Genomic DNA, 25,295 nt, shown 5'->3' on the forward strand with positions numbered 1-25,295 from the left:
TATGCCTGCGCTTGATTCTTTGTTGCCCGATCTTGCTCTCGATCCCACAGAACTTCTAGGTGCACTTTTTAGTGCTTCTGGCAACTATATTGTCATTACCGATCCCATTACAGGGTTGATTGTAGCCATAAGCGATGCATGGCTATCAATCCTTGAATACGAACGAGATGAAGTCGTTGGCCGAACCTCTGAAGAGCTCAAAATCTGGCTCCATCCCGACCAACGCCTGGAAATGATCCGTCGGATTAAAACCGATAAAGTTGTCAGCAGATTCCATACCTGTCTTCGCGGGAAAAGTGGTGTTTTACACGATTTTTCCGTCACAATTCAGGCCATTACAATTAGCTCCAAGAGTTATATTTTATTTACGGGTTATGACATTACCGAAGAACTTCAGGTTAAGAATTCTGTCGTAACTTCGCGGAAAATTCTCATTGATGCCCTTGAAGCCATGAGTGAAGGTTTCGTCCTCTATGGCCAGGATGGCCGTCTGATAATCTGTAATTCAAAGTTCAAGGAATTTTACGGCTATAGCGACGAAGAAGTCAGAGTTGGAACTTCGGGACGTCGACTTGGTGTGTTGGATATGGAACGAGGTACCGTTCTTATCAAAGATGCGGATCACGAGAATTATATTCACCGTCGCGAAGACATGGAAAAAGGCCCGCCAAGATCTATCGTGGTCCAACTCAAAGATGGCCGTTATCTTTTATTGAGTGACCGTGTGACCGATGAAGGCAACATTGTTAGCATCCAAAAAGACATCACAGATCTCAAATCAACCGAGATTGCTTTGGTTAAAGCCAAAGACGAAGCCGATATAGCCAACAATACAAAATCCGAATTTTTGGCGCACATGAGCCACGAATTACGCACGCCTCTCAATTCGATACTTGGCTTTACCCAAGTCATGCGAGATGAACTACTCGGTGATCTCGGCCACCCGAAGTATCGGGAATATATCAACGACGTGCATCATTCAGGGGAACACCTGTTAAACCTAATCAACGATGTTCTTGATATATCAAAGGTCGAAGCAGGTGAATTTGTCCTCAACGAAGACACTCTTGACCTGAAAGACACCATTGCAGCTTGCCTGCAAATAATTCGAGGAAAACAAGATGTTGCTGCCCTCGATATCATTGTTGAGAGCAGTGAGGGCAACGTTTACTTCAGAGGTGATGAGAGAATTATCCGCCAGATTATCCTCAACCTACTGTCCAATTCAGTCAAATTCACCCAGGCTGAGGGTAGGATAACACTCGTTCTTACAAAAAACGATAACAGGGGTATCACCTTCAGTATCTCTGATACAGGGTGCGGTATCGAATAAGATGATATCTCCCACGTACTTGCGCCATTTGGGCAAGCCCGAACGAATGCGAGAACGGCCCATGAAGGCACGGGCTTAGGGCTTTCTCTCAGTAAAATGCTGACCGAGCTTCACGACGGTATTTTGAATATTTACAGTGAAGTTGGAGTGGGTACGACTGTTACCCTTGATTTCTCCCCAGAACGAACCGTAGAGGCCTCTGAGGTCTTATAATATTTTTTCAATATTGCTCCTATTTCTGGTTTCTCATCTCGATTTGTGATCCTCTATGATTACCCCATAAATAATACCTTAAATAAGTTTGGGACAATCACTTGCCGATTTCAGATATTGTTCTCACCATAGCAGCACTGTTAATCGTTATCGCTTGCACACAACCTATCGCAAGACGAAGCGGGTTACCTTTTACCGTTGTTCTGGGGGGCGTAGGTGTTCTTATTGCTCTTGGGGCAAACTGGTTATTACATACCACGCTAACCGACAAATTTAACGAGGTCGCAGCCCTAGTCATAAATATCCCCGTGTCCTCGGCCACTTTTCTTGACGTTCTACTGCCAATCCTCTTATTCCAAGGCGCAATTACCATCGATGTCCGGCGCCTGGCACAAGATACCATCCCGGTGATATTTCTAGCTGTTTTAGGGGTCATGGTAGCATTAGGCCTTATCGGCGGGGCTGTCTCACTTGTCTCCTCTGCGCCGTTAGTTGTCTGTCTTTTATTTGGTGCGATTGTCGCAACAACAGATCCCAGTGCTGTCATTGCCTTGTTCAGAGATCTCGGCGCCCCGGCCCGCCTTACCCGGTTGGTCGAAGGGGAAAGCCTGCTCAATGATGCAACAGCAATCGCCGCATTCAGTGCATTTCTTGCTCTGGCAATTTCTGGTGGTGAGCACGAACAGGGTTATATACTAAAACAGCTTTTCTCTTCTTTTTCTGGCGGCATTTTAACTGGTTTAATTTTTGGACGCTTAGCTATTTTCCTCCTGACCTGGTTAAAATCATTTCGGGCCGCACAAGTGACGATTACCGTGGCTCTGCCCTTTGTCGTTTATAGTATTGCTAACACATACATTGAAACATCCGGGGTTGTTGCAGTCGTTACCAGTGGCCTTGTCCTAAGTGCAATGGCACGTTCACGGGTCCAGCCAGAAACTTTCAAGTTCTTCCAGGAAACCCTGGACCAACTTGCCTGGTGGGCCGGGGGACTCGTTTTTGTCCTCGCTGCTCTTGTGGTTCCAGACCTCCTCTCCGATTTTGTTTTCTCGGACCTTCTTACAACCTTGGTTGCCGTTACGACTGCTCTCATTGCCAGAGCCATAATTCTCTTTGGTATATTCCCTATTCTAGCGGCTACGAAAGTAACTCAGAGGGTTAACAACCCAACCAAAGTTGTCATAATCTGGGGCGGTTTGCGTGGAGCCGTCACTCTTGCGTTGGCACTTGCCGTTACAGAAAACCACCTTATAGATCCACAAACCCAACGGTTTATTGCCATCCAGGCCACAGGATTTGCTCTTTTCACCCTTCTGGTTCAAGGAACGACTCTCACCTCCCTTATGCGTTGGCTTAAACTGGATCAGCTCTCTCCCATAGAGCGTGCCTTTCGGACTCAGGTTCTCACCCAATCCCTATCAACTGTCCGTACGGGTCTAAGCAGTTTTGCTGAGCGATTTGAGTTGGACTCCCAACTTGTAGATATAGCGATTAAACCCTATAGCAATCGTCTCTCTCGTGTAGCGGAGGATAGGTCTTTTGAAGAAGAGATTAGTGATAAGGAACGTTTGACCCTTGGCCTTGTCGCTTTGGCCAATCAGGAAAAAACCCTTCTGTTTGAACAACGCCTCAGCAGTGTTTTACCTCATCGCCTTCTCGATCAATACCTTTTGGCTGTCGAGAACATGATCGACGCAACCAGAGAAGATGGTCGTCTCGGGTATCTCAACGCTGCTCGAAAACCATATAAGCAGAGCCTCAACTTTCGCATCCTGAGTTGGGCTCATAGCCAGTTAGGGGTCAATCGTCCCCTGGCTGCTCATCTGGGTAAACATTTTCAGTTCTTAATGATCAGCCGTATTATGGTTATGGAACTGGTCGTCTTTCTTGACCTCAAACTTGGGTCTTTGCTAGGAGAGCGTCCCCTAGAAATACTCCATGAAATACTCAATCAACGGCTTGATGAAATTGAACGTCACCTCGATGCTTTGCGATTGCAATACCCGAAATTTGCACGAACCCTGGATCACAGTGTTTTGGAACGGTTTGCCTATCAGGAAGAAGTTGACCAGATTGAATCCCTCCGAGATTCTGGAATAATCAGTGACGACCTTGCCCGCAGTCTGAGTAATGAGGCAAATTCTATTCACGCGATAAGCCGCCCTAAAACGATTGTCGACATCAAGGCAACGACAGCAGATCTGCTGACATCCTTTCCGGTCTTTGCTGATTTACAGTTGGAAGAACTCGCACAAATCGCCAATCAACTAACCCCAAGAATACTTGCTGATGATGCTTTTGTTTTCCACAAAGGAGATCGTGCCGATGGCTTATACTTCATAGCCAGTGGGGCGGTAGAAATTAGAGTTGGAGATGAGCTTTACAGGCTTGGGCACGGTGACTTTTTTGGAGAAATGGCACTACTCGACGAAGCTCAACGCAGTGCCGATGTCAAATCAATCAGTTATTCACACCTGCTATTGCTCGAAGTCGATACCTTTAATGAACTGGTTCGTTCCCATCCGAACTGGCGTGGTAAACTCGACGAGATCGCCGAAAAACGCAAAGCAATGAATGAAGCAAATAGCTAATGCTTCCGAGATAGCACCAGGTATAAATTGAGGGACATCCCCCTTTGGCAAAGCAGAAAAAAAACAGAGAACGCGATCTGGTTCATGGCCAAATTTCGGGACATTTCCGTGCTCTGGCCATTCCTGCGGGCATCGGTATGCTGTTCAACACGCTATATAACGTTGTTGATACCTTTTACGCGGGCATGATCTCTACCGATGCCCAGGCGGGGTTATCGGTTTCTTTTACTGTTTTCTTTATCCTGATCGCGTTCGGCATTGGGCTGGGTCAGGGCATATCCGCATTGGTGGGCTCTGCTATTGGAGCAAAGAAGCATACGGATGCCAAAGACCTCGCGGCACAAGGGTTAAGCTTTGCTGGTCTCTTTTCGATCATCATTGGTATAGGAGGCTATTACGCAACCCCTCTCTTGCTTGACCTCCTCGGCGTTTCCAACGGCTATCGGGAACTTGCCATCGCTTACCTACGTATCATCATGTTCGCAGCTCCAGCCTTTATGATTGCATTTGCTGCCAACGGAATTTTAAGTGCACAAGGAGATACGGTAAGTAATCAACACGCCCTTATAGGTGGTTTTCTCGCAAACTGTATCCTCAATCCCCTGTTTATTTTTGGCATACCCGGTATTACCACTATTCCCGAACTTGGTTTTAACGGCCTGGGTTTTGACGGTCTCGCCACATCAACTGTGGTTATTGAATGGGGCGTGGCTCTGTACATGCTGCGGCAGGCTCTGGGTTCAAGGGTGATGGAACATAGCCGTCTGAATTGCTTCCTCCTGCGCTGGCAAACCGTGAAAGACATCATGTCCCAGGGGGCCCCAGCCAGTCTCAACTTCCTGACCATCACCATGGGTGTTTTCGTCATCCAGTTTTTTTTACAGCCTTTCGGGGCAACCGCGGTCGCAGCTTATGGTATTGCCCTTCGCATTGAACAGCTCATCCTTCTTCCTGGTCTCGGACTTACGATAGTCCTCCTCCCCATCATTGCTCAAAATTTTGGGGCTCAGGCTTTTGACCGAATACGTTACGCCTTTTGGTGGTGCGTTAGTGTTGGCACAGCCATGATGCTTGCGGGCGCCCTGCTTCTCTTGTTTGGGGGAAAACTTTTACTAAGCCTCTTCACCTCCGACCCAGCCGTCATCGATATCGGTTTTGACTATCTATTATTGGCGGCTCCTATGCTACCAGCCTACCTTACTCTTTTTGCGATGATGTCTTTTTTACAAGGCATAAAACGGCCGATTTGGACGGTTTGGATTGGTATCTACAGACAAATATTTGCCTCAGCCGGATTTGCAGCTCTCTTCGTCTATGTGTTGGATTGGGGTACCTGGGGAGTATGGGCAGCGGTTTTTGCCGCCGTATGGAGCGGACTGATTCTTTCGGGGCTAATCCTGTTCGTGGTCGCCCATAAGAGGATCGGTAATCTTGGAACGCCAAGAGTTCTCGTTTTATCTTCAAAGAGTAAAGTCATTTAATCTTTCCAAAAAAATAAAAAAACCTTTCCCAAGAGAAACATCAGGTTAACCAATCATCTTTATACTCGAATAGCCGATTGGAGGAAGAGATGAGACAAATTCCGATCCGCATTATCCTTATTTGCGGGATAGTGCTCGGGGCAATAATAAATTCGACCCCTGTTTGGGCCGACTACTCATTGACTGTACTTCACATCAATGACCTTCATTCCCGTATTCTTCCCATTAACAAGTATAACAATACCTGTAACGAAGAAGACCTTTTACTCAAGAAATGTTTTGGGGGCTACGCCCGGCTGGCAAAGGAAATCAATGCTCGACGTGAAGCCTTGTTATCCCAAGGTAATGAGTCGATCTTCCTTCATGGCGGCGATGATTTTGAAGGATCAATCTTCTATGCCCGTTTCCAAGGATTGGCATCTGTAGAGTTGTTGAATCAGATGAATTTAGACGCGATGGCTTTAGGCAATCACGAGTTTGATGGCGGCCCGGGTGTCCTGAGACGCTTTTTATCAAAGGCCAATTTCCCCGTCATTAGCGCCAATACCATTTTTGATGATAGCTCTGTGCTCAAGGGGCAAATTAAAACCCATGTAATCCTAGATCGTGGCGGTGAGGAAATCGCTGTCATTGGTGCGATTACAGAAGATACAGCTGAACTGTCTAACGCAGGTAATAAAATCCATTTTGGAGATGCAACTGAAGCGTTGCGGGATCTTGTCACAAAACTGGAAAGTGAAGGCATCAATAAAATCATTCTTCTCTCCCATCTCGGCTTTAAAACAGACAAAGTGATTGCGACCAAAATTTCGGGCATCGACCTCATCGTCGGAGCCCATAGCAAAACTCTTTTATCCAATAATGTTAATAAAGCTGATGGGCCTTACCCTGTTTTAATATCAAGTCCAAACAAACAGCCTACCCCGATAGTACAAGCTTATGGATATGGGAAATATTACGGCGAAATAACTCTCACTTTTGACGACAATGGCAATGTGACGAGTTCTTCGGGCGATACCGTCTTACTAGATCAAGGTTTTGATGAAGACCCCGATATTAAAAATCAGGTTGATGCTCTTAATCGGCAACTGGATGATATCCGCAAAACCAAGATTGGCGTAACCACCGCTACCTTAAATGGCTTGCGCTCTGAGTGCCGAGTACGTGAATGCACAATGGGAAATATGGTTGCCGATGCCATGTTATGGCGTTTTAAAAAGCGGGGTGTTGAGATTGTCATTCAAAACGGTGGTGGGTTACGCGCGTCTATCAGCTCGGGTTCTATAAGTTGGGGTCAAATCCTTACCGTCCTGCCTTTCAGAAACCGGATCACCCTTCTCAAAGTATCCGGAACAGACATCATTACGGCATTAGAAAACGGTTTTTCTCAAACTGAGGATATTGCAGGCCGCTTCCCTCAAGTCGCCGGAATGCGTGTACAATGGGATCCTGAAGCATCACCAGGACACCGTGTCCTTAGCGTAGAAATCGGGAATAAAGAAACTGGTTTTTCTCCCTTAGAATTTAACCGAATGTATCTCCTTGCTACGAACGATTACCTGGCAAAGGGCGGCGATGGCTATGATATTTTCGCAACAGATGCGATCACCTCGCGCCATCTTGGACCAAGGCTCGAAGATGCCGTCGCAGAATATCTGGCGAAGTTCTCTCCGATTACCGTTCGACTTGAAGATCGTATTCAGATCAAGTGATTTATTGAGTTAATTTATCACCCGGTAAATACAGCGCGAATGTATTTCGCCAGCTCTCCAGCCAAAGCAGCATTTGGACTATCTGCAAGATAAAGGTTGATGCTGCATTGAGGTAACTTTGGCAATTCTCCTCTGTGTTCAATTTCTTCAACCCCGGGATAGTCAAAGCTTGGTAACTCCGGGCGGATTGCAAAGTCGGCGGCCACGGCGACAGAAGTCGAATCTTCGCTATCTGTATCGACGCCATCAACCCAGGGAATACCCGCCGCTTCCAGTGCGTTGACTGTCGGCTTCCGAAATGCGCAACTTCGTACCAGAGCAATCGGTAAGGGCCGGGACAACCATGCATGGCCATCTTCAGCTCCTGTCCAGAGAAGAGGTTCCACACTAAGAAGTTCCGCATTAGTTGGTAGCTTTTTATCTTCTTCATAGATCTCTGTGGTCAAAATCAAATCTTGCTGGCCCTGCTCAAGGGCAGCCCGTAGCTCAATTGACCCTGCCGTGGTTAATTTGACTCTTACCCGCGGGAAATCCCGGTTAAACTGCTTCAATACATTGGGAATATGCGGCCGAATGATATCTCCAGGCACTCCAAGAGAAATCAGTCCTTCGTATTTAGGCGCCGTTAGCCGCCCCCAGATCTCATCGTTTAGGTCTAGCATTGAACGAGCATATCCCAGGAGTTGATCCCCCTCGGCAGTAGGGCGAATACCCCGCCCGCCATTACGATCAAGAAGAGCCAGGCCAATACTATCCTCAAGCCGCTTGATTTGCATACTCACCGTTGACTGGGTCATATGCAGCTTATTTGCAGCGGATGTCATCCCTCCGGTTTCAGCCACAGCAATAAAACTTCGCAGTGTTCCTAAATCAAAATTCCGGTGCATCTCGCACATTCCTTTATAAGCTTACAAATACAGCTATCAATTTTTGTGATGATACTCATCAAAACTATTCACTTTAATAATAAACGTTTTTTGCCATATATCAATAACATTGATCACAACAACCGAAACCATCACATTCTGCAATGGAGGATGAAATGTTAAAACAACAATGTCATACCTTAAGCACCAGCGGCGCTTGCGGGTCTTCTTTCGCTCAAGATCAAGGCCTAGAGTCTCAGATCACGGCAACAAATAAAGAGATCTCAACACTCATTGCCCGTGCATTTGCATGGGTGGTTATGGCCTTCGAGGTAAGGGAAGAACGGAGAACGCTCGCAGGCTTAACCGGCGAGCAACTCAAAGATATTGGGTTAATCGAGAGCGACGTTGAGAGCGAAAGTAAGCGGGCTTATTGGGATCTTCCCCTGGATCGTAATCTATAGAGCTACCTGACCCTCTCAGAGCCATTATTGACCATGGTCTATGAGGTCTAACAAGTTAAGCACGCTCTTTTCCCCCGAAATCCGAGGCGTGCTTATGTGGGACACCTGGGTGTCCCAAAGCTTAACAAACCTGCTGTTTGACGAGCTAACAAAAAAGCCCGGTGATTACATTGTAAGTAACCACCGGGCTTTTTTAATTCAAGCATCTACGCTCTATGATCTTAGAGGATCTCTTCTTCCCCCTCGTCTTCACTTGTGCCACCCTTAAGTTTGGAGGCAAGTGAAGCTTCGAGGAACATATCGATGTCACCGTTTAGAACCGCATTAGAATTACTGGTTTCAGCCCCTGTTCTCAGGTCTTTGACCATTTGGTATGGCTGAAGAACATAGGATCTAATCTGCCTTCCCCAACCGATTTCCGTTTTTGAGTCAGCTTCGGCCTGAGCCACTTCTTCGCGTTTTTGCATTTCGTGCTCAAACAGGCGAGATTTCAGCATGTTCATCGCCGTAGCACGGTTTTTATGCTGTGATCGATCATTTTGACACTGTACGACGATACCAGTGGGTTCGTGGACAATACGGATGGCTGAATCAGTCGTGTTCACGTGCTGTCCACCCGCACCTGAAGCCCGGAAAGTATCAACCCGTAAATCCTTATCCAGGATCTCAATATCAAAACTATCGTCAATTACGGGATAGACCCAGGCCGAACTAAAGGATGTATGACGACGGGCTTGAGAATCGTAGGGTGAAATACGAACCAGTCGGTGCACACCCGCTTCAGTCTTCAGCCAGCCATAAGCATTATGGCCTTTAATAACTACGGTAGCTGACTTTAACCCAGCTTCGTCACCGCTGCTCTCTTCAAGCCATTCGACTTTATAACCATGCTGTTCAGACCAACGGGTATACATGCGTAATAGCATCTCAGCCCAATCCTGAGCTTCGGTACCACCTGCACCAGCATTTACCTGTAAATAACAATCGTTGGCATCTGCCTCACCGGAAAGCAGGCTTTCCAGTTGTTTCTTATCGGCCAATTCCTTGAGCGCAATAATTTGGGCTTCGCCTTCATCGACAGATTCTTTGTCGCCCTCGTCATCCCCCATCTCAATCAGAAGTGAGGCCTCTTCCACGTCGCTTTCGATCTTGCGTACGGCAGCGATCGATTGCTCCAAGTGGGTGCGTTCCTTCATCAAAGCCTGGGCCAAATTCTGGTCATTCCAAAGCTCAGGATCCTCGGCGCGAACATTAAGCTCGTCTAAACGTCTAAGTGCAGCATCCCAGTCAAAGATGCCTCCTCAGCAGGATCAACGATTGTTCAATATCGCTAACCGCTGCTTCGATCTCGGCGCGCATGGCTATACGGCCTCCTCATCAGCTAATAAATTAATACAAATTTGAATTTGAGTTCTTCTACCTGCCTCTGGCAGGTTAGTACAGCCCCTCTGAATTCAAGAGATCATTTCCAGATAACAATGGATTGTCGTTTTCCTCGCCAACACCTGAGAACGTAGGGGATGGGACATTGTTCGGTTTAAATGCCTCTACAATAACATTGTTGTCTTTAGCTCCTGCCAATCGACCAGTTGCAGCATTAATGCGTACAAGACGAATCCCGGCAGGTACCCTAAAGGGTGTCGCTGGTGCATCTTTCAGGGCTTCTTCCATAAAGGATTTGAATATGGGAGCTGCAGCACTGGCGCCCTGCTCTCTTCTGCCCAAGGTTTTAGGGTTGTCAAATCCTACATAGGCACCGACCGCAAGGTCTGGTGAAAAGCCAATAAACCAGGCATCCAAACTATCATTTGTGGTTCCTGTTTTCCCACCAAGAGGCTTGCCGATAGATTTTATGCTACGCCCTGTCCCCCGGAGTACAGTCCCTTCAAGCATTGAAACAATCTGGTAAACGGAATCTGGATTGGCTATTTGCTCTCGTGTGTCGGGTAAAGATGGAACCAGCTGATTGTTCCATTCATCATTGACCTTACATGGCAAGCAATCACGGACATCATGTTTAAAGATTGTGCGTCCGCGTCGATCTTGAACTCGATCGATGAGCGACGGCGTTATTCGCTTCCCCCCATTGACCAACATAGCATATGCAGTGGTCAATTTAATGAGCGATGTTTCACCAGCTCCAAGAGACATCGAAAGTACAGGCTGCATTTTGTCATCGATACCAAAACGATCGACATATTCCACCACCGTTTTCATACCTACATTTTGTGCCAATCTAACCGTCATCAGATTTATGGATTTTTCAATTCCAACCCTCATTCTGGTTGGGCCATAAAACTTCTTTTTATAGTTTCCGGGCTTCCATTTCCCCAAACCAGCACCTTGGTCCAAAGCAAAGGGAGTATCCTGAATAAGTGTTGCTGGCGTATACCCGTTATCTAAACCACTCAAATAAATAAAAGGCTTAATAGCCGATCCTGGTTGGCGGATTGCCTGCGTTGCCCGATTGAAAGAACTGCGCGCAAAGGAGAAACCGCCCGCCATAGCCAGTACCCGCCCCGTGTGGGGGTCAATGGCAATCAGGCCTCCATTCACATCCGGAATTTGACGAAGGCCAAATGTATTTTCGGGATAATCTTTGCCTTTGGATGTTTTTAATACGGGCTCAACCAGAACTATATCACCGACAGAAAGCACGTGCCCTGGCGTAGATGGTACCCCACCAAAGCGTTGATCCTTTAGCCACTTGCGTGCCCATTTCAACTCGCTCATGGGGATCTTTCCGCGAACGCCATCGGTCATACCAATGGCCACTTCTTTTTTACCCACGTCCAGAACAGCAGCTAGTTTCCAGGGTTCGGCACCTTTGGGCAGCTCTACTGCTTCTAGATTCTTCTTCCATCCTTCTGGAGACTCTGGATCGAAAGTGGCAACAGGACCACGCCACCCATGGCGTCGGTCGTAGGAGATCAATCCTTTGCGTAGGCTTCGCTGGGCAATGTCCTGAAGATTAGGCTGCAAGGTTGTGCGCACAGACAAACCAGACTCATAAAGCCCATCTTCACCGTAGAGATCAACAAGTTCCCGACGGACTTCTTCTGCAAAAAACGGAGCTTCCACAACTTCTGTGCGATCACGTTTAATAACTTCCAGCGGCGTTTGCCATGCGGATTCAGCTTGTTCGCGGGTAATTTTCCCATTTTCAAACATACGGCCAATAACATAATTTCGCCTAGCGAGAGCTGCAGCATGATGACGTACAGGGTGGTAGTTTGAAGGTGCTTTCGGTAATGCCGCGAGATAAGCGGCCTCTGGCACCGTAAGCTGATCCAAAGATTTATTGAAATAGTTCAAAGACGCTGCGGCAACACCGTAGGAACGATAACCAAGAAAAATTTCATTGAGATAAAGGTCAAGAATACGCTCTTTCTCAAATGCTTTTTCTATCCGAATAGCAAGAATAGCCTCTTTAATCTTGCGCTCATAAGAGACTTCATTTGTTAAAAGAAAGTTTTTTGCAACCTGCTGCGTAATAGTTGATGCGCCAATTAACCGTCGGCCAGATCCTGATAAATAGTTGACGGTATTCGTCATCATCGCACGTGCCAGAGCTAGGTAATTAAGCCCCCCGTGGTTATAAAACTCCTTGTCTTCAGCAGAAAGAAAAGCATCTTTCACACGGGTTGGAACAGCTTCAATTGGAACATAAATACGCTTTTCCTTGGCGTATTCTTCCATCAATCGACCATCACCAGCGTGGACACGTGTTACGGTAGGAGGGTCGTAATCAGCAAGTTCAGTGTGTTCAGGAAGCCCTTTTCCATACTCATAAAAAGCATAGATCACAACTCCAACTCCGGCGATTGCCATCACCACCCCAAGGCCGAATAGGTAGCCGAGTATTTTCAGAATCTTCACACTAATTCCCAATCGTTCCCACTGGTCTGACAATAAATATCAGCAAACCCACAACACAAAATGATAAAATAAAGCGGCATCACAGTGTATGCCGCCCCCAATTATTTACTCAAAACACGCCTACCATTAACATAACGTGCCTTATAACTGTGACCTTGTTATGGCACGCCTTACAATTCGTATTATTCCCAATACCTAATATTCCCGATTGGTATTTTCCAGGGAGCACATCAGCCCCAATTACGGTTTACCAGCGTTTATTATACCAGATTATCAAAACATACCACCTATTGAAGGTTATAAGTCTCAAGCTTCCCAAAATATTGATCGACGGCTCGTGAGATTGCGACGACTAGTTTCTCGCGATGAGCAGCACTTCGAAGCAATCGTTCCTCTCTTTTGTTCGACATGTACCCCAATTCAATAAGTACTGACGGTATGATCGGCGACTTGAGAACAGCAAACCCGGCAGAACGGTGAGGTCGCCCCAACATGGTCGCTGTATGTTTGAGTTCGCCAACCAGAACATTAGCAAACTGCTTGCCTTGATTATTTGTTTCTCGTTGGGCCAAATCGATGAGAATTTTACTCACATCCGGAGACTGTTCACTCAGATCGAAACCGATAATAATATCGGCTTTATTCTCTTTTGCGGCCAACGCTTCAGCTTCTTTATCTGAACCATTTTCAGAAAGACTATAAACGGATACCCCTTTGATATTACTCGATGCATGTTTATTGGCGTGCAAAGAAATAAAGAGATCTGCTTCAGCCTTTTGCGCCACTTCGACACGCTGACGTAGTGCCAGAGAAGTATCGCTGTTGCGGGTCATAATAACCTTATAACGCCCACTCCGCTCCAAAGTTGCTTTCAGGCTTCTTGCATAATCGAGAGCCAATTTCTTTTCCTGAACACCGGAGAGGCCCGTTGCACCAGGATCAACCCCGCCGTGGCCAGCATCGACAACAATGACTTTTTTGACCCGTTTTTTCTTAACGGGATCCGGAGAAAGCAGTGCCGGGGGAACAGGATTAGATGCAACCTGGCTTTGAGCTTTAAGGGGAGATTTGGAGGTAATCTTTTTCTGTTGCTCGCCAGACTGTGCGTAGACTGCCCTCGTAACCTTTACAATATCCACAACAAGGCGGTGTTTGTGCCCTTCTTTGGGTGGCAAAAGAAACACGGATGATATTGAAATCGGATAACGCGCATCGAGGACAATCCGACTGACCTCGGGCTCAAAAAGCCCGAACCGAAGTGCTTGCACTGCACCTGTCGCCTTTGGAACTTTATTCTTAGGGACCTTCCAGTTCAATTTAGGAAGATCGATAACAATCCGAAAGGGGTCGGGTAACGTGAACACCCGATAAGCTGGGGCTGCTGACAACTCCAAGACAAAGCGTGTCTTCTCCGGATGTTTTCCGATTCGAATAGCCTCAAGATCAGCCGCTTGGGTGACACCACCCCACAAGAATGCCATAGCTGCTAAAATTAGCATCAAGCTCTTCTTGTAAATCTGAAACCTACCGTTCATGCGCCTCTTAACTCAATTACCACAACAATATAGTACTTAATTCTGGTTTATTCTAAACATGTTACAGTAAAAAACTGACCTTTACAGGCCCGTAATTACCCCTATTACACAAATGAATCCAAAAAAGTGAAATTACCTTCTAGCACAGAGGGAACACTACTGTTAGTCTACAAACAGATAATTCTGCGCTGGTGATGGACTGATAAAGTTCATTCCACAGCGTTCGCTGATGCACCAGGAGGCTCTACAATTAACAACTGTGGATTTCGGTCTTTATAAATAAGACGCCCTGGAAAGCAAGCGTATCAAGCCAATGCGGCGAGGCAAGGTTTTACAAAAGCAACTACCTCTCCGAAATATTTAACTAAAATGAACCGTATATTTTCGGTTCCCTAGCGAGAGCGTTCCCGTAAATAAGTGCGGTTACGCAGGATAAAAAACGGTAATGAACGCTCTTGATCATATAAATTCATCTACAACGATGTACCGTGCGCCGCCTCCGTTATGGCTTACCGGAGGGGCTGGCCGCACGCTGGAGTTACTCACGTATGGCAAAGCGTATGTTGATCGATGCCACCCACCCGGAAGAAGTCCGGGTAGTGGTACACAACGAAAACAAACTTGAAGATTTCGACTTCGAAACACTTTCTAAGAAACAACTAAAAGGAAATATCTATCTCGCTCGTGTAACACGTGTTGAACCTTCTCTTCAGGCCGCATTCGTAGAATACGGCGGAAATCGTCATGGTTTCCTTCCATTTAGTGAAATCCACCCGGACTATTACCGTGTTCCTGTGGCAGATCGCGATAATCTCTTGGAAGGTGAAATCGTAAACGAAGCTGAAGTAGAAGATAAAACCAATACTGCATCAGCCGAAGAAGATATCTCCTCTGGTTCTTCTGACGACCCCGAAAGTGTTGCGAAGCAACAGGATGATACCATTGAAGAAATCGCCGGAGAAACATCCGTCGATAGCATCAATGATGACGATTCCGATTTCGAAGAAAAGACCAAATCTCGCGTAAACCTCATGAAACGCTATAAGATTCAAGAGGTCATTAAGCGTCGACAGGTCATTCTTGTCCAGGTTGCCAAGGAAGAACGCGGAAACAAAGGCGCGGCGCTCACCACTTATCTCTCGCTTGCCGGACGCTACTCAGTCCTCATGCCAAACACCAATAAAGGTGGGGGTATCAGCCGGAAGATTAGCAGCCCGAATGATCGTAAACGTTTAAAAGATATCCTGTCAGAACTTAAAATCCCTGAGGGGATTGCTGTTATTGTACGCACGGCGGGAAGCCAGCGCACAAAGATGGAGATCCGTCGCGATTACGAATACCTCATCCGACTTTGGAACGAGATTCGAGAGAACACTCTACAGTCAGATGCCCCAAGCCTGATTTATGAAGAAGCCAACCTGATCAAGCGCGCCATGCGTGATCTCTACACCAGCGACATGGAAGAGATCTTGGTCGAGGGCGAACGCGGCTATAAAATGGCAAAAAGCTGCATGCGTTCGCTGATGCCGAGCCACGCGAAAAAAGTCAAGAACTACAAAGGCATGCAGGTTCCGCTCTATCATCGTTTCCAGGTGGAAACTCAGATCGATGCCATGCACAACCCTATCGTTCAGCTAAAGTCTGGCGGCTATATTGTTATCAATCCAACGGAGGCGTTGGTCGCTGTCGATGTAAACTCTGGACGGGCAACTAAAGAACGCCACATCGAAGAAACGGCGTTTAAAACCAACCAGGAAGCTGCTGACGAAGTCGCTCGTCAGGTCCGCTTGCGTGATCTCGCTGGCCTTCTGGTCATCGACTTCATTGACATGGATGATCCCAAACATAACCGTGAAGTAGAGCGGCGTTTGAAAGATGCCATGCAGGCAGATCGCGCCCGCATTCAGCTTGGTAGAATTAGTCCTTTTGGGCTTCTCGAAATGTCGCGCCAACGTCTGCGCCCAAGTATTGTTGAGAACTCCACGGTTACCTGCCCTCATTGCGATGGCATTGGTACCATGCGCACAACGGAATCAACGGCTCTCCATGTTCTGCGTGCACTTGAAGAAGATGGTATTCGTCGCGGTGGCGGTAAGATTGAGCTGTTTGTGCCGACAGAAGTTGCGCTCTACATCCTCAATCAAAAGCGGACGCGCCTGATTGAAATAGAACAACGTTATAAATTCAGCGTCGACATCAATGCGGACAACACCATTGTGATTCCGAATTTCCGTTTGGAAAGACTGGTATCCAACAATGATGGCCCGATTGAAGAAATTATGCCACTGGAGCCGGTTAAACCTGCTTCGGTCAAATCTACGCGCGGATTAAACGACGACAGATCTGATCGCAGTGATAGCGACGAACGCACCGACGGTGATCAAAAACGTCGCCGCCGCCGTCGCCGCCGCAAAGATCGCCCTGAAGTCCAAGAGAGTGAAACAGAGAGTAATCTTGAGTCACAGCAAGGTGCCGAACAGATTGGCGATCAAACCAAGGCTGATGGCGACCAGAATGACGATGATTTTGATGACGACGATCGTCCTCGGAAAAGACGCCGTCGTGGCAAGCGTGGCGGTCGTCGACGTACCCGTCGCCCTGACAGTGAACTAGCTGAAAATGAAACCGCCGAAGTCTCTGGATCTGAAGCTGATCAATCTAGCGATCGACCTCAAACTGAAGACACCTCAAGTCCATTTACAGATGCTGCCTCCGAGGCTTCCGGCGATCAGGCAACCAGTGAAGCTCAACCTGTTGGTACTGTGACTGAAACCGTTGAAGAAAAACCAAAAAAACGGAGAGCTCCTCGCCGCAGGAAAGTTGTAACCGAAGACGTGACGGAGGCACCAACAGTTGCCCAACCGGAAGCAGCTCAAGCAACGGAAGCTCAAGCTGATGTCCAGGCTGTTGAAGCTGAGGCGACAACCCCTTCGGAGACGACCGAAGAAGAGAAACCAGCAAAGCCAAAACGTGCACCGCGCAAAAGAGCTGCGACAGGTACACGTCGTCCCCGTAAAAAGGCTGCAGCAGAAACCGATACCACTGATGCTCCTTCTGCAGAAACCGTGGCGGTTGAACCGACGGACGCAAAAGCTGTAGAGGCTGATAAAGAGGAAAAACCAAAACCTCGCACAAGAACGCGAGCAAAAACAGCTGCAAAACCACGGAGCACGGCCACCCGTACTCGCAAGCCAAGAGCAACTAAAGCTGCTGAAAAGGCTGAGGCCACTTCCGGCGAGGCTGCTGTGGCGGTTAAGGCTCCTTCATCTAAGAAGCCAGCTCCTGCTGAAAGCAAACCTGTTGTTGCGGCGGCCCCTGCGGCACCAGCTCCGACAGTTACTGCGGCGGCTCCTTCTACACCCGCACCAGCAAAGCCAGAGCCAGCAAAGCCTGATGCGTCTGGACCGAAGAAAAAGGGATGGTGGAGCCGAATTACCGGCCACTAAATCTACGGTCCCATATATTATGGGTAAAACCCCATGAACAAAAAAGCCCCAAGCATTTCGCTGGGGCTTTTTTTTCGAACGATACTTTAGACCTAATAACACGAAAGGTCAGGAAGATAACAGTTCCTGTCTATAGAGTATCAAAGATCATTATTTCCAGTTCTTAAGCCTTTTGACGGCCTCTAACATGGTTTTTTGAGACCCGGCAAATGAGAACCTCATATAGTGATCACCGCTATAAGGATCAAAATCCACGCCAGGAACCGCAGCAATCCCTGTTTCATTAAGCATACGGCGGCAAAATTCATGACTGTCATTGGTTCGATGGCTGATATCTGCATAGATATAAAACCCGCCGTCAGCCGGCGCTAAACTACCAAACCCGGCAGAGGGCAATTCATTCAGGAGAATATCCCGGTTTCGGGTATAGTGCTCTACGTATTCATCAAGAACATCGTAACAATCAAATACGGCTGCGCCTGCAATCTGAGAAAGTGTTGGCGGTGAGATAAAAAAATTCTGCCCCAAGCATTCTTCAGGGCGCACCATATCTTCTGGAAGCACCATCCAGCCCAATCGCCAGCCCGTCATAGAGAAGTACTTAGAAAAAGAATTTATGATAAAACTATTATCGGTAAACTTCAGCGCTGTAGTTGCCTTCATCCCATAAGAAATACCGTGATAGATTTCATCGGAAATGAGGCGAATTTCCTTTTGCTCACAGTAGTCTACGATGTTCTTGAGCGCCTGCTCATCTAACATTGTTCCCGCAGGGTTGGATGGGCTCGCGATTATCAATCCATCGAGCTCCTCTCCCAATGCATCCAATAGCTCTGGCGACGGCTGAAAACGCTCGTCGGGTCCAGCTTCTATAAGTACTGGCTCAATACCAAGCGCCGTCAATATGTTCCTGTATGCCGGATACCCAGGCGCTGCCAGAGCAACCTTGTCCCCAGGTTCAAAAGCCGCCAAAAATGACAACAAAAACCCCGCAGAGGAACCAGTAGTCACCATAATACGTTTGGGATCAATAACCTGATTATAAAGATACTTATAATGATCAGCGATCCTCTGACGTAGAACTGGGATCCCCATTGCATCGGTATAACCAATAGCCTCATTATCAATAGCTTTTTTAACCGCTTCCAGAACAGGTTGAGGAGCAGGTGTGTCTGGCTGCCCAAGCGAGAGATGCAAAATATCCTCTCCCTCCGCCGCTCTTTCATTGGCAGAGCGCAACACATCCATAACGATAAAGGGGGGAATATCCCCCCTTGCAGATAGCTTCAACGCCATAAAATCGTCCTAAAGTGAATGACCACTAATTGCTGTAGATCAGTTTGCTAACTTATCGCGCCAAACGGCTGAGGCCATACCCACGATTATCGGCCGCTGAAGTACAGGTTTCAGGCTTAAACTTAAGGCTTTCAGAACAATAAGCAGAATTCACCCGGCCAAAATCAGGAGCAGGGCGGGCATCATGGCCCTTAGCTTTTAGTGAGGCCACAATCTCAGCATCGCTACTCTTCTCATAGAAAACAACATCCGGCTTACCGCTATGGTGAAGCCTTGAAGCCTTTTCTGATTCCTTGAGCGCCTGTCCTGCAAGCAAGGTATTCGCCATGACCTTTCCGAGCGCTGAAGCCCCAACAGTTCCTCCTGCCGCTGTTCCAGCATACCGTGAGAACTTTGTTGGATCATTCGCAACGACAACGCTAATGAGGGTATCAATACCATCAACAGAAGAGCGTGGAGGTGCTGGTAGAACAACCCCTGTATCCTGCGCCATACGGCCAGAACCGAACAACCCGTTCAGCGTAAAGCTACAGGCGACGGAATTATTGTAACGATCGATAACGGCGAACCCGGCAGCATAAGGATTACCTGAGGCAGCAACAGGTTGATATGGAAGCGAAGATACCGGTGTCGCCCGATCTTCATCAAAATTACCAAAATCCACTTCGAGAGCTTCAATACTTAAACTATCTTGGGCTGATAATTTTCCTGAAACCACTCCTCCACGATTTACTTGCGCTCTTTTCAAGGCTTCAACAAATATATGCGCCCTTTCGTCCGGGTCAGCATCAGCATAAACATCATCAGCACTTAACTGTCCAATAAGATGAGCCGCGACAAGTGCCCCATTGCTGTAATCTCCTGAGAAGTGGGCCAAATCGTCCCCGACTTGAACAGAGAGAGGCTTATCCATAACAGGAAGGTAGTTACGAATATCATCAACGGACAAAGGCAAACCTGCAGCCGTGGATGCCTCTGCAAAGCGCCGTGTTAGTGGCCCCGCATATAGATATCCTGCCCCTTGGGCCCTTAGGCCAGACAGAACACCTGACAATTCAGGTTGTGTCAGATTATCCCCTTCCCGAGGCAGACGACCATCGGCACGGGCATATTTACTCAGGAGCTCAGCATTCACGCCTAGACGCTTGTTAGCAAGGGCAAGGTCATAGGCAAAAGAACGGCTTACCGGATTCCCAAACCGCGCTAACTTTTCACCATAAGAAACCAACTGCTGCCAACGAACAGAACCGTATTTGGCATGCAAGGCCGCCATCACGCGTGGAGCTTTAGGAACAACTCCTCCTGAGGAAGATGATGTTGGCAAGAAGTTCAAGGCAACTGCCTCATTGTCTTCCTTGTGGTAGTATGAACAGGCCCCCCCGGCAGCAAGACCAACGCGTGAAGGCATTGTTACGGACATGGTAAAATACATGGCAACAGCAGTATCAATTGCCGTGGCCCCATTCCCCAGCAGTTCACGGCCCACCTGAGCGGCACGGGGTTCATCCGCTGAAACAAGTCCGGCAAATCCCTTTACGGTGTGAAGGGTTCCTTTTTCAGGTTCACCTGTCGTATCACAAGCAGAGAGTAGCAATCCCCCCAAACAAACTGTTAAGATAGCCGAACTGACTTTCGTCTTCCGGAAAAAGGTATCTTGCATTGCCGACGCTTTGCCCCCAAATGGTTGTATTAAACTCTCTTAAACCTGCGAGTAATGAACGTTGATAAAACGAACACCCAGCCTGATTTTACGTATCGTAACTCTTATTGCCACTGTTACTTTCGTCTTACCAGCAAAAGCTCAGGGTTTAAACCTGATCAGAGACGCAGAAACAGAACATGCAATTCGTAGCTATGCCACCCCTATTTTTCAAGCTGCAGGAATTAGCCCGCAGAGTGTAAGGATTTTCATCGTCAATGACAAAAGCCTTAATGCTTTTGTTACATCCGGTAATCGTATGTTCATAAATACCGGTTTGATTATGAAAGCCAAAACCCCCTCTGAAGTGATTGGCGTGATCGCTCATGAGACAGGCCACATCGCCGGGGGACACGTTGCCTTTCGCGGCGAGAATGTAGACAAAGCAGTCATTACCAATATCGCTAGCTATCTCTTAGGTATTGGTGCCGCCATTGCCACTGGCCAAGGAGAAGCAGCAGGTGTCATCATTGGTGCAGGGCAGGGTTTTGCCTTAAGAAATTTTCTGAGTTACACGCGCCAGCAAGAATCTGCCGCAGACCAGGCCGCAGTTAAATACCTTAGAGCGACCGAGCAATCCCCAGAAGGTTTGAGAGATTTTATGGGTTTGCTTCGAGGCCAAGAAGTCCTTCTTAGTAAGAATCAGGACCCTTACTTAAGAAGTCACCCTCTGACCCAGCAACGTTATAACTTTTTAGATAATGAGGTTCTCAAATCCCCCTATTCAAGCAATACCGATTCGCCCGAGATTATTGAGTTCCATAACAGAGTAGTTGCCAAACTTGTCGGCTTCCTTGAACCCTCTAGCCAAGTATTCAGAAAATATCCTGAAACAGATAGGTCTCAAGCAGCAAGATATGCCCGGGCCATCTCCTATTATCGCTCGACCGATATCGAGAATGCTTCTCGTGAATTGGATAGTTTATTATCGGATGCGCCAGACAACCCATATTACTTGGAATTAAAAGGGCAAATCCTGTTTGAGTTTGCAAAAGGTAGCGAAGCCGTCTCCTATCTTGAAAAAGCTTCCGAATTAGCGCCAGAAGCCGCACCAATCAGAAGCTTGCTTGTCAGAGTTCTTGTGGAGGAAAACAACCCTGAACAAGATGACAAGGCCCTGAAACACATCACCAAAATTTTACAGTCCGAGCCCAACAACCCAGGTGTTTGGCGCCAGGCCGCTATAATTCATGGCCGTAAAGGCGACAAAGGCATGACCTATCTTGCTCTGGCCGAAGCGGCCTATGGCCGCGGCAAGTTCGATGAAGCCGTGTTACAATCTGGCCGGGCCAGGGAGGTCTTGGCAAAAGGATCTCCCGCATGGTTGCGAGCCTCGGACTTAAACAGCGCTGCTGATAGAAAAGAAAAGCAACGGAAAAATCGTTCTTAAGAAATGCTCAGTTCAAAACTGGATGTAACTTATTCCTTTTATCACAAAGCATACAGCACCAGAGTTTGCCCCCGTTCACGTGAAAGTTCTGGCTCTTCTCCGCTTTGTTGAGTAGATTTAGGATTTCAAATAGAGCATAGATTGATTATCTGGAATGGATGATTGTCTAATTTTGAGTTTGAAGTATTCGGTATCCTTGATGCCTCTGGCTCGCTTACGGATCATTCCTATACTGACATTACCAGCCTCTATCCTGGCGCTTGTGAGCTTGTGTTTGGCGTAGTTGCAGATGCCCACACAATGTTTCCGTAGGGATTTCGCGAACTTTTTTAGATAGAGCATCTGTGACTGATCTGCTATCAGGCACCAACGTTCCAGTTGCTCCGCCATCGCCTCAAATGAAGCGGCACTCCACAGCAGCTGAAGCTGTTCTTTCAAGACGTAAAGTGCATTCAGGTTGCTATTGCTCTCCAGCAACCTTTGCAGCTTGTCACTTTGTTTTTCACTCAACTTATCCGCATTTTTGAGCAACAGATAATGCGTCCCTTTCATCAACTCTTTACCACTTGGATCGGCCTTTCTGAACTCAAGTCGACGCTGATTATGGATAGCTTTGCTGTAGTTTTTCATGACGTGGAAACGGTCAAATACTATGTCGGCCAACGGCAAGGACTCTCTGACAGCCTTTTGGTAGGCAGGCCCCATATCCATCGCTACGGCCTTTATTTTGCAGGCTGTATCTGGTTGCAGTTGTTTCAAAAACCTTGAAAAAACCTCGGCAGTTCGGCCTGCTTCAACCCAGATCAGATGACCGCCAACCATATCGTAGACCACCGTCATGTAGTCATGACCTTTCGCCCGGGCAACTTCATCTACACCAATATATTCCAAGCCAGTTAGCTCTGCAGGATCAAGCGTAGGGAGAGTTTCAATAAGGTATGCCCTGTCGATATTCTTGACCGTTTCCCATCGTATATCCAAATGTCTGGAAACCGCTTGAATAGACATATGCCGACATAATCCACTGATCAGTCGGCAAAATCGGTGAGTGAAACGGCACCCTTTATCAACAAAATCACACCCCTCAATGCGGCGTTCGCCCTTGTTAATATAAACCTGCGCCAGCTCAATCTCGACCACACAAGGATACCCAAAAAGGGGGATGTCGTTTACTTGTCGGCGGACATGCTGGTTGATGCTTCCCTTCTGGCCTGTAGCAGGGTCTATAGCCCTCCTACGCGCGTCTCGGCTGCAGTGAATGACAATCTTAACACCGCCGTCATCCAGTTTAATTTCATTTACACGTTGCCCTTTGAGGCCTAAAATATGCTGCGAGATGTTGATTGTCATATACCTGCTCTATGTAAAGTTATCAGAAACCATACATATCAACAGGTTACTTGGAGGTCGGCATCTTTTTCTACTCAACAAAGCGGAGAAGAGCCAAAGTTCTTTGCAACAGACAATCGCTTTCCACATACTGCTTACTTAATTCAAAGTAGATTGAGATTTTATTATTATGTTCCCACAAATTAGTTTCAGAAAAGCAGGATTAGTTTCCAGCATTGTTTTAACCACACTTCTTTCGGGCCAGACTCTATCTGCTCAAGAACAAAGCCCCGAAGAGAAAAAAGCATTCGATGAAGCTGTTCGGGAATACATCCTCACGAACCCTGAAGTGATCATACAGTCCCTCACCAGATACCAGGAAATGCAGGCGTTACGTGAAGAAGAAGCAAAACAGCGGGCTGTTGCTGATAGCAAGGATGAACTACACAACGCACCAGACTCACCCGTGCTCGGTAACCCCGATGGCGATGTTGTACTGGTTGAGTTCTTCGATTATCGCTGCCCCTACTGCCACAAAGCTTCTGCGACGATCCAGGCACTAATAGAGGATGATCCGAATCTAAAAGTGGTGATGAAAGAATTTCCAATTCTCAGCCCGGAATCCACCATTGCCGCCCGCGCAGCTTTGGCGGCGAATAAGCAGGGCAAATACGCTGAATTTCATTTTGCCTTAATGGATAGCCCTCAGGACCTCTCCCAAAACAGACTGCGTGCGCTCGCGGACAATCTTGATATGGACCTCGATCAATTTTCAGCGGACATGAAGTCTCCTGAAACCGGGGCATCTATTTTAAGAGTTCGCCAACTTGCACAACGCATCGGGGCCAACGAAACTCCTGCTTTTGTAGTCGGCACCCAAAGCGTTTCACCTGGAACCAGCTTTGAAGCCTTCAAGCAAATCATTGCAAATATCAGAGCTAACAAACAAAGCTGATAAACCCTGAAATAAGGCCAGAGCATTAAACTCTGAGCCCCATAGTTCAGCCGGTTTATTGCCAGTGTCTTAATAAACCGGCGACTAGGCCTATATCCGCGATAAAAAAGGCAGAACTTATCCGGCAAAGATTGCACCAACCGCCGGGCTATGTTAGGCCTAATCAATTCATTTAACTGAAATGAATGGTGCAAACCTTTGCCGTCAGTGTTGCTTTTAAACGGACCTAATTTAAATTTATTGGGAACCCGTGAGCCAGAGATTTATGGTTCAGAAAACCTTAAAGACCTTAACGCCCAGTGTATACGGCGGGCCAAGGCTCTTGGGCTTTCTTTAGTGTGCCAACAATCCAACTGGGAAGGCCAACTGATCGACTGGATCCACGAAGCCCGTGGGGTTCACGAAGGGATCATCATTAACCCGGGTGCTCTCACCCATACCTCTATCGGCTTGCTTGATGCTCTTAAAGGCGTCGATCTGCCTGTGATAGAGGTTCATATTTCTAATATCCATCGTCGAGAAAGCTTTCGACATCAGTCCTACGTATCTCAAGCCGCACTTGGTGTGATTTGCGGACTTGGACGTCAAGGGTACCTTTTGGCGATGGATGCGATGGCAAACGTTTTAAACAGCGAACAAGAATTATAATGTCTAAACTTGAAGTAAATGAGAAAGTTATCCGTACCCTCGCCGGCTTGCTCGATGAAACGGACCTAACTGAAATTGAATACGAGGCTGATGGCCACCGCATTCGTCTAGTACGCGGCGGTACCGTTGTTCAAGCTGTTGCTCCTTCTGTAGCGGCTCCAGCAAGCCCTGCAACAGTCGCAGCACCGAGTGATGGGGGCGTACCTGCCAATGCCATTACCTCACCGATGGTTGGAACCGCTTATCTTGCAGCAGAACCTGGGGTTCCTGATTTTGTTAAGGTTGGTGATCGCGTTAACGAAGGTCAGACACTTCTGATTCTCGAAGCGATGAAGGTCATGAACCCACTGCCTAGCCCGAAATCGGGTGTGGTTAAACAAATTCTCGTCAGCGATGGAGATCCAATAGAATTTGGTGAACCGCTGATGGTCATTGAATAATAAGCTGGCAAAAGAAGG

The 25,295-nt window shown here is 47.4% G+C and carries 17 protein-coding genes and 1 pseudogene; 11 read left to right on the top strand and 7 right to left on the bottom strand.

Annotated features, from left to right (window positions below; translation table 11 throughout):
- Nucleotide 1: 1 nt before the first annotated feature.
- The 4 genes and pseudogenes from ACOGW3_RS25565 (at nt 2) to ACOGW3_RS25580 (ending at nt 7,330) form a co-directional block, all read left to right on the top strand.
- Nucleotides 2-1,546: pseudogene (locus ACOGW3_RS25565) on the top strand (PAS domain-containing sensor histidine kinase).
- Between the two features lie 101 nt (nt 1,547-1,647).
- The gene (locus ACOGW3_RS25570) at nt 1,648-4,137 is read left to right on the top strand and encodes a cation:proton antiporter (protein ID WP_419905510.1); all 2,490 of its coding nucleotides are present in this window, start codon (nt 1,648-1,650) and stop codon (nt 4,135-4,137) included.
- Between the two features lie 44 nt (nt 4,138-4,181).
- Nucleotides 4,182-5,618 carry an MATE family efflux transporter gene (locus tag ACOGW3_RS25575; RefSeq protein WP_419905511.1) on the top strand — a complete coding sequence of 479 codons (1,437 nt, stop codon included), beginning with the start codon at nt 4,182-4,184 and terminating at the stop codon, nt 5,616-5,618.
- 89 nt (nt 5,619-5,707) lie between these two features.
- On the top strand, nt 5,708-7,330 hold the full coding sequence (locus tag ACOGW3_RS25580) for a bifunctional metallophosphatase/5'-nucleotidase (protein WP_419905512.1): 1,623 nt from the start codon (nt 5,708-5,710) through the stop codon (nt 7,328-7,330).
- A gap of 17 nt (nt 7,331-7,347) precedes the next feature.
- Here ACOGW3_RS25580 and ACOGW3_RS25585 read toward each other — a convergent pair whose 3' ends face one another.
- Nucleotides 7,348-8,217, bottom strand: coding sequence for a LysR family transcriptional regulator (locus tag ACOGW3_RS25585; protein WP_419905513.1), 870 nt, complete (start codon nt 8,215-8,217; stop codon nt 7,348-7,350).
- A gap of 155 nt (nt 8,218-8,372) precedes the next feature.
- On the opposite strand from ACOGW3_RS25585, the gene ACOGW3_RS25590 reads away from it, so the two are divergent.
- On the top strand, nt 8,373-8,660 hold the full coding sequence (locus tag ACOGW3_RS25590; protein ID WP_419905514.1) for a DUF1127 domain-containing protein: 288 nt from the start codon (nt 8,373-8,375) through the stop codon (nt 8,658-8,660).
- 221 nt (nt 8,661-8,881) lie between these two features.
- Here the strand turns inward: ACOGW3_RS25590 and prfB are convergent.
- From prfB to ACOGW3_RS25605, 3 genes are all read right to left on the bottom strand, one after another.
- Nucleotides 8,882-10,019, bottom strand: a protein-coding gene (prfB, locus tag ACOGW3_RS25595) for a peptide chain release factor 2 (protein ID WP_419905515.1) whose coding sequence is annotated in 2 segments (ribosomal slippage) — nt 8,882-9,949 and nt 9,951-10,019 — 1,137 coding nt in all. Because the reading frame shifts where the segments join, the coding sequence is not laid out codon by codon here.
- Nucleotides 10,020-10,094: 75 nt separating this feature from the next.
- A complete protein-coding gene (locus ACOGW3_RS25600; protein WP_419905516.1) occupies nt 10,095-12,539 on the bottom strand; it encodes a penicillin-binding protein 1A in 2,445 nt (814 codons plus the stop codon).
- 287 nt (nt 12,540-12,826) lie between these two features.
- Nucleotides 12,827-14,038 carry an N-acetylmuramoyl-L-alanine amidase gene (locus tag ACOGW3_RS25605; protein ID WP_419905517.1) on the bottom strand — a complete coding sequence of 404 codons (1,212 nt, stop codon included), beginning with the start codon at nt 14,036-14,038 and terminating at the stop codon, nt 12,827-12,829.
- Nucleotides 14,039-14,622: 584 nt separating this feature from the next.
- Here ACOGW3_RS25605 and ACOGW3_RS25610 point away from each other — a divergent pair.
- Complete coding sequence (locus tag ACOGW3_RS25610) at nt 14,623-17,520, top strand: Rne/Rng family ribonuclease (protein WP_419905518.1); 2,898 nt, start codon at nt 14,623-14,625, stop codon at nt 17,518-17,520.
- Nucleotides 17,521-17,670: 150 nt separating this feature from the next.
- Here ACOGW3_RS25610 and ACOGW3_RS25615 read toward each other — a convergent pair whose 3' ends face one another.
- Complete coding sequence (locus ACOGW3_RS25615) at nt 17,671-18,816, bottom strand: pyridoxal phosphate-dependent aminotransferase (RefSeq protein ID WP_419905519.1); 1,146 nt, start codon at nt 18,814-18,816, stop codon at nt 17,671-17,673.
- A gap of 52 nt (nt 18,817-18,868) precedes the next feature.
- Nucleotides 18,869-20,476: a gamma-glutamyltransferase gene (locus tag ACOGW3_RS25620; protein ID WP_419905520.1), complete on the bottom strand. Its 1,608-nt coding sequence runs from the start codon at nt 20,474-20,476 to the stop codon at nt 18,869-18,871.
- A 61-nt stretch (nt 20,477-20,537) separates the two neighbouring features.
- On the opposite strand from ACOGW3_RS25620, the gene ACOGW3_RS25625 reads away from it, so the two are divergent.
- On the top strand, nt 20,538-21,905 hold the full coding sequence (locus ACOGW3_RS25625) for a M48 family metalloprotease (RefSeq protein WP_419905521.1): 1,368 nt from the start codon (nt 20,538-20,540) through the stop codon (nt 21,903-21,905).
- A gap of 117 nt (nt 21,906-22,022) precedes the next feature.
- Here the strand turns inward: ACOGW3_RS25625 and ACOGW3_RS25630 are convergent, their stop codons facing one another.
- Nucleotides 22,023-23,255, bottom strand: coding sequence for an ISL3 family transposase (locus ACOGW3_RS25630; protein WP_419901077.1), 1,233 nt, complete (start codon nt 23,253-23,255; stop codon nt 22,023-22,025).
- On the opposite strand from ACOGW3_RS25630, the gene ACOGW3_RS25635 reads away from it, so the two are divergent.
- From ACOGW3_RS25635 to ACOGW3_RS25650, 4 genes are all read left to right on the top strand, one after another.
- Nucleotides 23,242-23,397: a hypothetical protein gene (locus ACOGW3_RS25635; RefSeq protein ID WP_419905522.1), complete on the top strand. Its 156-nt coding sequence runs from the start codon at nt 23,242-23,244 to the stop codon at nt 23,395-23,397. The two genes, ACOGW3_RS25630 and ACOGW3_RS25635, sit on opposite strands and share 14 nt — an antisense overlap.
- Before the next feature lie 27 nt (nt 23,398-23,424).
- Nucleotides 23,425-24,189: a DsbA family protein gene (locus tag ACOGW3_RS25640; RefSeq protein ID WP_419905523.1), complete on the top strand. Its 765-nt coding sequence runs from the start codon at nt 23,425-23,427 to the stop codon at nt 24,187-24,189.
- Nucleotides 24,190-24,396: 207 nt separating this feature from the next.
- On the top strand, nt 24,397-24,837 hold the full coding sequence (gene aroQ / locus ACOGW3_RS25645) for a type II 3-dehydroquinate dehydratase (RefSeq protein ID WP_419905994.1): 441 nt from the start codon (nt 24,397-24,399) through the stop codon (nt 24,835-24,837).
- Nucleotides 24,837-25,277, top strand: coding sequence for an acetyl-CoA carboxylase biotin carboxyl carrier protein (locus ACOGW3_RS25650; protein ID WP_419905524.1), 441 nt, complete (start codon nt 24,837-24,839; stop codon nt 25,275-25,277). The genes aroQ and ACOGW3_RS25650 overlap by 1 nt, the downstream gene beginning before the upstream one ends.
- Nucleotides 25,278-25,295: the final 18 nt, after the last annotated feature.

The organism is Kiloniella sp. (assembly GCF_965205715.1).
GTDB lineage: Bacteria > Pseudomonadota > Alphaproteobacteria > Kiloniellales > Kiloniellaceae > Kiloniella.